Source organism: Paenibacillus alkalitolerans, assembly GCF_016482785.1.
Taxonomy (GTDB): Bacteria; Bacillota; Bacilli; order Paenibacillales; family YIM-B00363; genus Paenibacillus_AE; species Paenibacillus_AE alkalitolerans.
Genome location: NZ_JAEMXM010000022.1, coordinates 52,983 through 65,158, shown reverse-complemented (window position 1 = coordinate 65,158; position 12,176 = coordinate 52,983). Strand labels below are relative to the sequence as shown.

16 protein-coding genes and 1 pseudogene are annotated in these 12,176 nt (G+C 44.9%); 3 read left to right on the top strand and 14 right to left on the bottom strand.

Annotation, left to right across the window (positions count from 1 at the left end; genetic code table 11):
- Positions 1-3 precede the first annotated feature (3 nt).
- Positions 4-966, bottom strand: a complete 963-nt coding sequence (locus tag JET16_RS24210) for an ABC transporter permease (protein WP_233532187.1) — start codon at positions 964-966, stop codon at positions 4-6.
- Between the two features lie 384 nt (positions 967-1,350).
- On the opposite strand from JET16_RS24210, the gene JET16_RS24205 reads away from it, so the two are divergent.
- Complete coding sequence (locus JET16_RS24205; protein ID WP_199621394.1) at positions 1,351-1,560, top strand: hypothetical protein; 210 nt, start codon at positions 1,351-1,353, stop codon at positions 1,558-1,560.
- 128 nt (positions 1,561-1,688) lie between these two features.
- Here the strand turns inward: JET16_RS24205 and JET16_RS24200 are convergent, their stop codons facing one another.
- Complete coding sequence (locus JET16_RS24200) at positions 1,689-2,906, bottom strand: glycoside hydrolase family 130 protein (RefSeq protein WP_199621391.1); 1,218 nt, start codon at positions 2,904-2,906, stop codon at positions 1,689-1,691.
- Between the two features lie 13 nt (positions 2,907-2,919).
- Positions 2,920-3,945, bottom strand: a complete 1,026-nt coding sequence (locus JET16_RS24195) for a glycoside hydrolase family 88/105 protein (protein ID WP_199621388.1) — start codon at positions 3,943-3,945, stop codon at positions 2,920-2,922.
- Between the two features lie 134 nt (positions 3,946-4,079).
- Here JET16_RS24195 and JET16_RS24190 point away from each other — a divergent pair, with 134 nt between their 5' ends.
- Positions 4,080-4,997: an AraC family transcriptional regulator gene (locus JET16_RS24190; protein WP_199621385.1), complete on the top strand. Its 918-nt coding sequence runs from the start codon at positions 4,080-4,082 to the stop codon at positions 4,995-4,997.
- Between the two features lie 199 nt (positions 4,998-5,196).
- Here JET16_RS24190 and JET16_RS24185 read toward each other — a convergent pair whose 3' ends face one another.
- A complete protein-coding gene (locus JET16_RS24185) occupies positions 5,197-6,102 on the bottom strand; it encodes an aldo/keto reductase (RefSeq protein ID WP_199621382.1) in 906 nt (301 codons plus the stop codon).
- 258 nt (positions 6,103-6,360) lie between these two features.
- On the opposite strand from JET16_RS24185, the gene JET16_RS24180 reads away from it, so the two are divergent.
- Positions 6,361-6,714, top strand: a complete 354-nt coding sequence (locus JET16_RS24180) for a winged helix-turn-helix transcriptional regulator (RefSeq protein WP_199621379.1) — start codon at positions 6,361-6,363, stop codon at positions 6,712-6,714.
- Positions 6,715-6,751: 37 nt separating this feature from the next.
- Here JET16_RS24180 and JET16_RS24175 read toward each other — a convergent pair whose 3' ends face one another.
- The 10 genes and pseudogenes from JET16_RS24175 to JET16_RS24130 all read right to left on the bottom strand — a co-directional run bounded on the left by JET16_RS24175 (position 6,752) and on the right by JET16_RS24130 (position 12,172).
- Positions 6,752-7,222, bottom strand: coding sequence for a LysM peptidoglycan-binding domain-containing protein (locus tag JET16_RS24175; RefSeq protein WP_233532185.1), 471 nt, complete (start codon positions 7,220-7,222; stop codon positions 6,752-6,754).
- Between the two features lie 94 nt (positions 7,223-7,316).
- A complete protein-coding gene (locus tag JET16_RS24170; RefSeq protein ID WP_199621373.1) occupies positions 7,317-7,892 on the bottom strand; it encodes a histidine phosphatase family protein in 576 nt (191 codons plus the stop codon).
- Positions 7,893-7,918: 26 nt separating this feature from the next.
- The gene (locus JET16_RS24165) at positions 7,919-8,335 is read right to left on the bottom strand and encodes a DUF6157 family protein (RefSeq protein WP_199621370.1); all 417 of its coding nucleotides are present in this window, start codon (positions 8,333-8,335) and stop codon (positions 7,919-7,921) included.
- A 20-nt stretch (positions 8,336-8,355) separates the two neighbouring features.
- Entirely contained in the window at positions 8,356-8,865 is a 510-nt protein-coding gene (locus tag JET16_RS24160; protein WP_199621367.1) for a DUF5063 domain-containing protein, read from the bottom strand.
- A 51-nt stretch (positions 8,866-8,916) separates the two neighbouring features.
- Entirely contained in the window at positions 8,917-10,065 is a 1,149-nt protein-coding gene (locus JET16_RS30310) for a GNAT family N-acetyltransferase (RefSeq protein WP_233532183.1), read from the bottom strand.
- On the bottom strand, positions 10,034-10,507 hold the full coding sequence (locus JET16_RS24145; protein WP_199621365.1) for a hypothetical protein: 474 nt from the start codon (positions 10,505-10,507) through the stop codon (positions 10,034-10,036). Before JET16_RS24145 ends, JET16_RS30310 begins: the two co-directional genes overlap by 32 nt.
- A gap of 4 nt (positions 10,508-10,511) precedes the next feature.
- Complete coding sequence (locus tag JET16_RS24140; RefSeq protein ID WP_407673185.1) at positions 10,512-10,769, bottom strand: ACT domain-containing protein; 258 nt, start codon at positions 10,767-10,769, stop codon at positions 10,512-10,514.
- A pseudogene (locus JET16_RS30960) lies at positions 10,752-10,865 on the bottom strand (ACT domain-containing protein); the annotation flags it as partial. The pseudogene JET16_RS30960 and the gene JET16_RS24140, both read right to left, overlap by 18 nt.
- A 14-nt stretch (positions 10,866-10,879) precedes the next feature.
- Positions 10,880-11,422 (bottom strand): NUDIX domain-containing protein, encoded by a 543-nt coding sequence (locus tag JET16_RS24135; RefSeq protein WP_199621363.1) that lies wholly within the window; start codon positions 11,420-11,422, stop codon positions 10,880-10,882.
- Between the two features lie 252 nt (positions 11,423-11,674).
- Entirely contained in the window at positions 11,675-12,172 is a 498-nt protein-coding gene (locus tag JET16_RS24130; protein ID WP_199621362.1) for a hypothetical protein, read from the bottom strand.
- Positions 12,173-12,176: the final 4 nt, after the last annotated feature.

Sequence of the window (12,176 nt, the reverse complement as noted above, 5' to 3'; positions counted from 1 at the left end):
GATTTACCACAGCCCCTTTTCGCCCATTGCTTTGATCATTCGGTTCACTGAGACGATCAAAATCAGCGCCACAATCGATTGAAACAAGCCGAGCGCGGTAGTATAACTGTATTGCAAATTGACAATACCCCGTTTATACACGTAAGTGCTTATCACTTCCGCCACACTCGTAACGGCGGCGTTCTGGAGGGTGAATATTTGTTCGAATCCGACGTCCATCATGCGGCCCATTTGCAAGATCAGCAGGATTGCGATGGTGCTGCGAATGCCAGGGAGCGTCACATGCCAGATCTGCCTCAGCTTGCTCGCTCCGTCGATTTTCGCCGCCTCGTACAAAGACGGGTCGATGGTGGCCATTGCGGCCAAATAAAGAATCGTGCCGAATCCCGCTTCCCTCCAGATGCCCGATCCGATAAACGCGACGGGCCACCAGAATGTGTCAGCCATGAAGTAAATCGGTTCGATGCCGAACCACCCCAGAACGTAATTCACGAACCCGGTGGACGGAGAGAGCAGCGCGATGATGATACTGCCGAGAACTACCCAGGAGATGAAATGCGGGATATAAAGAATGTTTTGGAGCGTCCTCTTGAACCATTCGACTTTAACCTCGTTTAAAAGAAGCGCCAGGATAATCGGAACGGGAAAGGCGAAGACCAGATTGTACACGTTCAGCAGCAGCGTATTTCGCAAGATCACATAAAACTCGGGACTGGAAAACAACTTTTGAAATTGTTCCAAGCCCACCCAAGGGCTTCCCCAGATCCCGTCCGCCAAGCGATAGTTTTTAAATGCGATAATCTCGCCGTATAACGGAGCATATTTAAAAATCAGAAAGAACAGCACCACCGGAACGAGCATCAGATATAAATGTTTGTCCCGTTGAATGAATCTCCATACGCTCTGTTTGCGCAGACCGTGCATGATTTCTGTTGTTTGGGGTTTCAAGCTTGACGGTCGAAACAAAGTTTATCCCCCTCCTTGCTGGATATTTTGGTTGGTTTTAGACAGGTTGCCGCACTGTGGCCATCCTTTTTCGTTCACTAAATTAACACGGTGCCGGGATAAGATAAACCTTCCTTTTTTGTTTCCATATGCCATATCGCTTTTTTAGCCGTCTTCATTTTTTGTGATCGTATTCTTTTTTTCTTTTGTGGCATGAAGTTACATCGAATGGGCCAAGCAGCCGCTTTTTCACCGGCTGCCGCGAATCGATCAAGGGTATTACGAAGTGGACTGTACGACAGACCGAGGGACGGGCAGGATTGGTCAATAAGGGTTAAATCAAAAACGCTCTGGGAAGGTTAGCTAATGTAATTTTTTAGATAAGAATAGGAGTAGAAAGAAAAAATGAAGGATTTGATGAAAGATTTTTTATTATATTTAATGGCATTCTTAGGGATTTTAATTATGTTTATTAGCGTCATTAATATGTGGATTATAGACACGAAAAATAAGAAGAGTGAACAAAAGAAAAGTAAATCAAAACATGTAAAATTACTGATACTTGGGTTAATTGTTTGTGTTTTATCCCGTATCTTACATGGACAAATTCTTTAAAATTTTGTTGTCATTTCTCCTAAGTAAAAGGCGCGAAATATCGCGCCAAATTCCATTTCAATTTGTATTCAATTGCCGTATTATAAAGAGAACTCCAAAACGGAACCCGAATTTGTCAACGATTGCTTTTATGCGGTCTTCCCCTCGGCGTCAAATCGTCTGATATACTCAATCAAGTCATAATAATTCACACGCGAAATACCTATTTTTTGATCGGCCGCGCCGTATGCCATGATCAATTGTTCGCCGACAACAATTCCCGCCGTGGTAAACAGGCATGGGGTGGGATAATCCGCAGGCATCTCCCAACCCTGCTGCGCATACATCATTCTTTCCGGACATCTGTGAACGACGACCGGAAAATCATCATCTTGTTCCCGCACAATCATGAACGATTGGGTATAGCCAAACACCGCGTCCTTTTTGCCGTGGTATGGAACAAGCCATTCCTTGTCGGAGATTCGAAGCGGCGGCCAGCTGGCTCCAATGCGAGTGTGTTCCCAATCGAACATTCTCGTCGCCAATAAACGATGCGAGGCTTTAGGAGAAGCGAAGTCTTCGATACGCTCGGCGGCTGCCAAATAAATGGATGGGGCGAGGCCTTCCCCTCCCGGAAATTTATGCGTATCCATCGGCCGATGCAGCATAACATACTGCATTTTTCCGTCAATCCTCATCTTTTCGGGAAACAGAAAAACATCCCTGTTATCGCTCACATGACCTTCCGTCAGAGCGCAAACATACGTGAAGGCTTCTTCATATTTACGCTCTTTGAGCTTATCCGGATCCAACTTATACAATACGGAAACGGTATTGTTCAGAATACATGCATCATGGAACGGATCGCCCTTCACAGTGCCTACCCAATCCGGAACGTATTCGTAACGGGTTTCAACCGGCGGGTCTTGGTCAACAAGCCAATAAGGCCCTGGAGGGAACATTCTGCAGGCCACTGATAAATATAATTGTCCTTCTATCGGGAATATACGGGGATCCTCAATGCAGCCATTGGAGTAGTCGCGCACCTTGTTCCCATGTATATCTGTAATGTATATCTCCTTTTCTTCCATATTTAATGCGGGAGCCAAAGCCGGCCGGCTGAAGTCGGCCTCCCATGTTTCCCCCAGGTCCTCGCTGACCGCATAACCAAGAAAGATAGGATACGGGTCGTGTCGACCGGGGATGCGTTTCTGAGGCCACGGTCCGGTCGCTCTGAACAGCATGTGCAGCGTCGTGGAATCGCGGTACTTGAAAATGGCCGGATTCAATACCATTTTGTTAGCCCAATCACAATGGGGGTTCGGTTCCAAGACCGGCTTCGAAGAATATCTAAATTCCGGGTTCATAGTCATCGACCTCCTATAAATATTCGCAGATGAGCATCAACGCCAATCCTTGGCCATATAACGTCGGGCGTATGGGAATCCGGTTATAGTCTTCAATCGTCGGCATGACCGGAGTGCCCGAGGAAACATTCAGAACCTCGCCCTTGCTGCCGATTTGGCCGAACAACGCTTGCAGCGTCCGATCCGCCGCATTGGAAAAACCGTTACCTACCCAACCCAGTTTCGCCGACCGCTTGAATCCGGCGGCAATCCCCGCACTGCCTGACACTTCATGATAAAAATCCGGGCGATCCATCACCGTCGGCCACAGCCCGTCTTCCGCTTGAAACGATAACAATCCTTCCAGCATGCGAATATAACGCTCCATGATTTCTGAAGGGATCGGCAGCAAGTCGCGCAGCTCCTCGACGATGAGCGGTGTCGCCAATACAATCCACGCATTGGCCCGCGTCCAGCGGGCAGCGGACATATGATGGCCCGAACCGCAGTCCCAACCGTGAAACAAAACGCCCGTTCGTTCATCCTGCAGCAGCCGCAGATGAATCAGCAACTGGCGCAACGATTCCTGTCCATAGGACTTGTTTTGTGTCAACCGTCCCATCCTTGCCAACAAAAGCCCTGCCATATAAATCGTATCGGCCCACACCTGCTCGGGGAATTTCGCTTCCTCCGTAACGGTATGCTCAAAAGCGCCTTCTCTCGTGCGCGGGGCCTCATGAATGATCCATTCGCAGATTTGCCGGCCGGTTTCCAAATACCAGCAGTCCCCGGTTTTTACATAAAGAGCTGGGAAAATGGCGTAAGGGGCCATGGAGTTGATCACTCTGACCGATTGGGACTTAATCTTATTTCGGTTAACCCATTCAATCAAATCGTCGATATTCATCTGTCGGACCTCAAAATAACGCTGCATGGAGATGAGCCCGACTCCGGGCGTCCAATCCCATTGGTTGATATCCATCCCCCAATCCCCGGTATGATCCTGAAGCATATAGCTCACTAGTCGATCGGCCAATTCGTTTACGTTTGTTTTTTCCATATCCGACCGCCTCCCCCTGTTGGACACATGATTTTTGGGATGAAAATACTATATAATAAAACCTATGAATACGTTTGGCGAATTTTCTGTTCGAATTGTCTTTTTTTCCATTTTTTTACCCCAGGGGGATAACGATGACCACCGGATCGCTTTTCGATCGAACCGATCGAGTCACCAATACCCTGCTTCATCATTATCCGGTCCACTGCGTTTATAAAGATTGCGAACTAAGGCAACCCGATCTTCACCTTCATCGCGGTTTCGAATTTTACCTCTGTCTCTCGGGAAAAGGCACTATTTTAGCAGAAGATAAGGTATACGCATTATTGCCGGGGTCGATCACCGTAATTTCGCCGCAATCGCTGCACCTCATAAAACCCGACCCTAATACTCCGCTGCAACGAATCATTTTGTCCGTCGACGAACCGTATTTGCTGCAAATGCTGCAAGAAGACCCGGAATTGGAGAAATGCGCGAACTTTTCCAGATTCCTTACAGCCAAATCACTCCAATGGCTTCTGACTCCTCACGGTTTCTTGACGATTCGCGATATCTTGCACCATGTGGAAAAAGAGCTGTCGGAGCGCAAACCTTATTACACTGTCGCCGCAAAAAACTTGCTTCAACGTTTGATTCTTGAATTGGGCAGGGAGCGGCATGCCGCCGGTCAGGACAATTTGCTTCCGAATAAAACGGTGAAAATCGTTGAAGAAATATTGAAATTCTTGTCGTCCCGTTATCAGGAAGATATAAATGTCAGTGAGATTTCGAGACGATTCAAAGTGTCGCGATCCAGTCTCTACAAGTTGTTCAAGCAAATTACCGGTTATTCCATGAACCAATACCTGATATCTTATCGAATGAATAAAGCTAAGGAACAACTGGAACAAACAGACCTGCCCATCATCGAGATCGCAGTCTCGGTGGGCTGCCATGACTTGTCCCATTTTTGTCGCACGTTCAAAAAATTATGCGGCGCAACGCCCGGCGAATTCCGCTTAATGTCCCGCTCCGAAAGTGAACCGCGGCCCCGTTCTTTCAAGACGAAGTAAACCCGGCCGCAGCATTCATTTGATCAATAGGCGTTCACGCTTCGTGAATTTTAAAAAAGGCGGAAACAACAATACGTTGTTTCCGCCCTCATCATATTATCCCGCAACAGGCTTCAATGGAACGTGTGCCAGTTGTAGGAACGGTTTGATCGAATCCCTTAACCTTTCCAACATTTCGCCGCATAAAGCTTTCGCCCGCTTAGACTTTCGATACTTGCCCGGATTGAAGCAGTCGGTCTTTCGCTTCCTCATAAACGTCCTTCGGCAGCGGCCCTCTGTGCGCAGCTTTCAAGTTTTCAGCCAAATGATCCGGATTTTTCGTACCGACGATCGTTGTATGCATATCCGGATGGCTGAGCGTGAAACGGAGCAAAAATGCGGTACGGCTTTCCTCTTCTTCGAGCAAATCATCCAATTTGGCGTTATTCCAAATAGCCCAGCGATCTGTATTTCCGAGTCCGACACCGGGCTCGCCCTTTCCTACGCCGCCGCGTATAATTGTGCCGGCCCCCGCTTCAGCCGCCTTCGATATTATGCTCTCATGATCCCTTTCCAGAGCGGAGTACGGAATTTGGAACGAATCGAATACTCCCAAGCCGATGTACTTTGTAATATGCGGGAGCGCGGAAGATGCGCCGATCCAGCGAACTTTGCCCGAAGCTTGTATTTCTTTCAACACTTCTATCAGTTGTCCCTCTTCGGTCTGTTCGAAAGTTGCGTTATGAAGCTGCAATAAGTCGACGTAATCCGTCTTCATCCTGCGCAAACTCGTTTCAATGTTGTGCAGCAAATTTTCTCTTGTCCAAACGTGAGACGTTTCATCGTGATCGCCTGCGTTCACAACCCTACAACCGCACTTCGTTGCAAGAAAATATTCATCACGCCGGCGGCTGATGAACCGTCCGATATACTCTTCACTTGATCCATAGTCATATGACGTATCAATGAAGTTGATACCGGCATCGAGTACCGCGTTTAATATGTTTTCCGCTTCCTTATCCGTCAGAGGGCGGCCGCTCCAAACGCGCGGTCCTCGAATCTCCATCGCTCCAAACCCTAAACGAGTCACCTCAAGACCGGTGCGGCCGAAGATCGCTTTTTGCATACATCATACCCCTTTCAAAATTATAATGAATGAATCAGCTGCAAACCACTTTCATATGTAACTATGATGAAATCATAAAATAAAAAGAAATTACTGAGAAGTACGCACTTTCATTTAACTTGGTTACCTCAAAGTTACTTTTAGATTGATCCGGCAATTGATCAACCTTATGGCTTATGAGTATAATGGGTCCAATAGTAACTAAAATAAACTTAGTTAACTATTTAAAGTGATTTTAATAGAAAGGAGATTTGACGAATGGGAAAATTAGGCGAAGCCGCAGTTCAACGTCATACCCATGACTGTTCGATTGAGAAAGCGCTTAACGTGATCGGAGGAAAATGGTCCTTCCTGGTCATTCGCGAATTAACTCACGGCAAAAAACGATTCGGAGAACTGAAAAGCGCCATACATGACGTCAGCTCCAAATCTCTTTCCGACACTTTGCGTCATCTGCAGGAAAAAAACATTTTAATCCGCAAGGCTTATGCAACCGTTCCTCCAACTGTCGAGTATGAACTTACGGAGAAGGGGCAATCGCTGCAAACAATCATACATGAAATGAAAAAATGGGGAAAAGAGTGGGCTAATGAAAAAAGTGGTACGCTTTAGTCAGTAAAGAGTACCACTTTTTGTTTTCATCCGAATGCTACATCTGTGAAGGCATTCCAGTCGTTCCAGGCATTCCTGTATAAGCTGTCGTCGGCATATAGGGCACTCCTGTATGAGACATCGTTTGTTGAGGAAATTGAGTTGTCGGGTATTGGGCTGTTCCGGCCGGACCTTGTTCCGCATACATTCTTGAGCAAAACATTTTATCCATGCGCGGAATACCGACTACAGTTCCTGCCGTCAATGCATGCGGATTAGGAATATGCGGATTCATGGCTTCCAGAATCGGAGCAGGAACGTTGTACCTCTGAGCCAGACCGCTCACCGTATCCCCGGCTTGACATCGATGCTGTGCGTAATACATTCCGTCGCGATCATCTCCCTCACGATAAAACGGGAAGAAAGGAGAGAAAAAAGGCGACAGAAAGAAAAACGGGAAAAAGCGTCGCTGAAAAAAGAATGGTGAGAAGAAGGGATTAAAAAAACGTGCTTGTTGCGGATCCATCATTAAACCTCCATTTATCATATGGTCATTTACCTACGTATTCATCGTATGGGCTTCGTTGAAATAGGTACATTGACCAAATAAAAAATGGGCTTGATTACTCCATTTCCCACAATCTTACTACGTTTATTAAAGCATTGCCTTCAAATTCCGCTTTATAAATATCCGGCTTCGATGTGCTCTTCCAAAATTCATAACCAAATCCATCGTTGAAATAATTCAAAATAATCGTCATTATATTTCCGTGTGTCCCGATAACGACTTTCTTCCCCTGATGCTCCGTCAATATTCGGTTAATTACCGGGATCGCTCTTTGTTGTGCCGCTCCGGTCGATTCCCCGCCATGCAAGCAATAATCTTTATCCGAAAATGACTTTTCGATCGCCGCTAACAGTTCCTCTTCGGTGCATTTTTCATCAAGACTCTTTATAGGACGTTCCCTTAATTCTTCATATACAATGATTTCTTTACCTAACGCTTCCGATAAATAATTAACGGTTTGAATTGCGCGAGCGTAAGGGCTTGATATAACTGCGTCGATGCCCTCATTGATTAATAATTCTTTCACTCTCTGCGAATCCGAAAATCCTTGATCGGACAATCCTCTGTCTCTCTCATTCCCAAAAACGAATGGCGAAATGGCATGTCTGACAAAGTAAAGGTATGTTTTCATAAATGTAGTGTCTCCTTAACATAGTTTCAACGGCTGCTTCGCATCGCGGTGAGCAGCGTATGGCTTCCATGATCGCCATTATCGAAGCGTTCGTATTCCGGAGTCTCCATTCCATAAAGAGCAATCTTGCCCTCATCATTGAAGTGGACGCCCCAACCATATTTCTTGGGAAGTAATGATGCCCTTAAACACGGATGCTTCTTCTCGAACAGTTCGGCCCAAATTCCATCTCTGCGACGCAGTAACTCCTCGTTAGAGATCGCCTTATGTCTGATGTGCACCTCGAAGAGAAGCTCTTCGTGCGTAAATTGATATGGGTTCTGTGAAAGCAACTCGTATTGAATGACATGAACCGGCTTGCTTTCTCTCTTCGCGACCGGAACTACGCTGCTCGTAACGGGACAATCCGGCGCCACCTTAATGAATGTGTTCACATAACTCATACTTGTCTCTCCATCTTACGCTAATCTTCCAAAGCAAAGTTTTCATGTATATGATGAAGCGCTTTTAACGCATCGAGAAGATGATATCCCCAATGCGCTTTGAATGTGAATTTTAAAGTCCATATTGCGTGCAATCTGTCCTCATCGTTACCCATCTCATAAATAATCATCGCTTCTTTAATATCCTTGTATATATCCGTCAGATCGTCAGCCAAATCCGCATAGCCCGCTTCTTCACTCTCAAACATGTCCAGTACAGTAAAATAAAATCTGTATCCTTCCAATTTCTTGGCAATATCCAAATAAACCCTTGTTTTTATTTCGGAATCCATTACGACGACTCCTTCTTTGTCGCTTGGCATGACTTCAGGCAGAAGGAGCGCCTCATTATATAAGCTTGACAAAATGGATAATAAATCGACGACAAAGGAATATTCCGTTATGTTCTCTAAATCTTCTACATATCTGCAGTAATCATCGGCTACCTTGAGGAAGTTCGTAAGATGTTTAAGCTCATTCTTGTTTAACATCTTTGTCACATCCCGATATGTTATCGCGACCCATTATTCCTTATTGTCAACTCATTCTTCCCATACATTTTGCAGCGGTAAACCCCGTTCTTCCCGAGCACGGTCTACCACCCGCTGGATAAAAGAAGTCTTCGCTCGAGTATAGCCTTCAGGATCGGTACTGTATTGCTGCGAAAGATTTCTTTTAAGTTCCCCATACTCTTCAACTAATTCGGGATGAGCACGGAGATAATCGCGGAACAGAAATTCATTCCTCTCGTAAAAACCTTCTTCCGGAAGAATGTGCAGATGATGCGTACGTGTCCCGTTGGATTGTTTCACAAACAAGTAGCGGCCATACATGCCTGTTTCAATTAATTGATAGCCGCTCTCTCTTAGAAGTTCTGCATATACGGAAGACTCTTCGAATGGACGAACTGCCGCAAATATATCGATAATGGGCTTCGCATCCACTCTAGGTACGGATGTGCTTCCGGTATGTTCAATGGCAACCAACTTCGGGTGCAGGATTTCAAGCAAGCGGGCTTTCTCTTGTTCGAATTGAAGCGGCCAATTCGGATTATAGGGAACTACTTCGATTTTGGTGCTAATACTACTCTCCCTAGTCAGCCAATCGTCTGCAATCATTGCATATACAACATGATCGAGATATTTGTCGCCAACCTTCTCGACCTTTCTCAATATTCCTTCTTGTTTAAAATTCAGCCTTTCCGGTATTGCCCGGCTTTTGTAATTTTCAACTCCGGCACGGATTTCAATGCGGTTAAAGCCTAATTCCTTTATTGAATAATCGATCATGGTTATACAAGATTTCGTCATTATGCCCTTGCCTTGATAAGCTTCTGCCAACCAGTAACCTAATGAGGTTTTCAGGTTCGCCCAGTCAAATCCGTGAAATCCAATGCAGCCAACAATAGAGTTATTATAAAAAATGCCGCAGTTTAAACCGGTGTTATCAGCATAATGCTTCAGTGAATTGCGTATAAAATTTCTTGTGCTGTCCTCGCCGGTTGTCTCTCCAACCCAGGGCAGCCACGCGCTTAAATAATTGCGATTTTCGTCCGTAACCTTGTATAACTCATACACATGTTTATGGTCGAGAATGCGAAGGTCCAGTTGTTCGTCAATTCTTTTACTGAACATATATTTCACCTCTTCCTCCGAAAAATTAATCCTTATACCAATTTCGATAACCTTCAATATTTTCCTTCGACTTGTCGCTTGCATCGAATGTTTTAAAATACCTAGCATAATATTCATGCTCAATATTTTCATCGGAGTCGGTGTTAAAAGTTAAATGTACGTTCGATATTTCTAAATCCCAATTGATGCTTTCGGCAACCTCAGTCATATTTTCGATCGTTACGAACTCTTTGGTTCTTAATAAAATCTCATCCGCTAATTCATTACCAGGCTCACCGGATAGGTCGATTTGAATAAATAAATCAGGCCGAAGAAAATACACCCGTACATCTTTAATTATGTTGGATAATTGATATATGTCATCTTTATAGGTTTGTGAAGCAGGAGTATCAACTTGTTGACGTTCACTGCATCCCGTAACGAGTATGAATACAAGAATTATTGATAAGAATATTCTACACTTTATGGGATCTCCCCTTCTTCCCTTTGTTTTCTTCATTGGGTCAACTACCTATTTCATGTCCTTCATCAGCAAGCACCCGAATTGCCCGGTCCATCTTATTATCTTTAATCAATATATAATCAGTGTCATATGTTGAAATCGCAAAAATGCTAATACCCGCTTCCGCCAAAGATATTGTTAATGACGCAAGTATCCCAGTCAAGCTAAAATCAAGCGGACCCTCGATCTTCAGACATTTCCAAGCAGTTTCAATATCGGTACGGTTCATTTCGGGTATATACTTTTCTGCGCTGACAATTGATAACTCGTCTTGAGTATAGGTAATGGACAATAATTCTTGATTATTTCGATGCACCCAGCTCGGTATTTCTTGGTCTGGATTTAATTTTAATACTGCGTACCTCTCCTTTAATAAAGACTATTGTTTCTGATCAAGTTCGCCAATTTATAAAGCTCGGCTATATCATCCCTATTTATTTCATTAAATCGATTCACCGCATCATCAATGCTGACTACCTCGACGTCAATAACTTTTTCGCCATCATGAGGGTTTAACGGTTCACCTATGATTTTTACATCTCCATAACCGACATATCTTATAAAGTTAGGATGCGGAATGTGGGATCTGTACGGCATGCTTGCACTAGACACGCATTTAAAATGACCGAATACAGTAAAGTTAAGTAACTCCGCCCCTGCTTCCTCCATCAGTTCTCTTTTTACAGCACTCTTCCAATCTTCCTTTGGTTCCAACGTGCCGCCGATAAGCTCCCATCTTCCGTCATCCAGCTTTATCATCACACATTTGTCACCGATAAACGGAATAATGCTTACGTTACTGACTAGCCTGTAGTCCTGCATCTCATTACTTAGCTTAAACTTCGCCTTAACTACTCCCCATTCAATGTATCGCGACAAGATAGGGAAATCGTTTTGAATTAATGCGCTCATAATTAACTCCCTCGTATAGTGTAATTTCATTTTCTTCTTCACTTATATTAACTCACTAAATAATAACGTGTTAACAGCTTGATTGAACTTTATCGGGGATATCTGCAGCCTCAAGGGGAATATGTATCGGAAGTGCATCGACCGGGAGTAACGCAATTTGTTACCGTTATGTCCGGCAGACTAACAAAAAAGAGAGGGGCCATTCTTAACCCCTCTCCGACGGATCATAAAAGTTCCTCCACTCCGGCATCCTTATTTATAATATACTGATGTCTTTTCTTGTAAATCCCGCAACAACTCGACCGCCCGTTTCAGCCCTTCTTCCTTACCCAGAATAAATTGCGACTCTGCAGCACTCTCGGTTTTTAGACGGGCCGTTTGCGCGGCTTCCTCCTCCAGCAGCTTCCGAAGAATCGACAGCTGCAAACGTCCAAGTCCCCGGTCCATCGTCATCCGCTGCTCGATCTCTCCTTGCCTCCAAAGCGACTCCTCGACATACTTGTCTAACTCTTCTTCCATGAAATGGCGAGCTGTAGCGATTGTCTGTGAGTATTCTTCCGTACCATTAACGGCCGCCAATAGTGAATGCCCGGCATGAATGTGCAAAAACCGGGTAAATATGGCGTCATTCCGCGTTCTTTCATTGTAAAGAAGGGAGTACTCGCCTTCGAAACGCCGTTCTGCTTCGTCATAAGCGCCTAGTGACGTATATTCGTTGCAGGATCGGCAGCAGAGCAGAAACTCGCGCATAGCC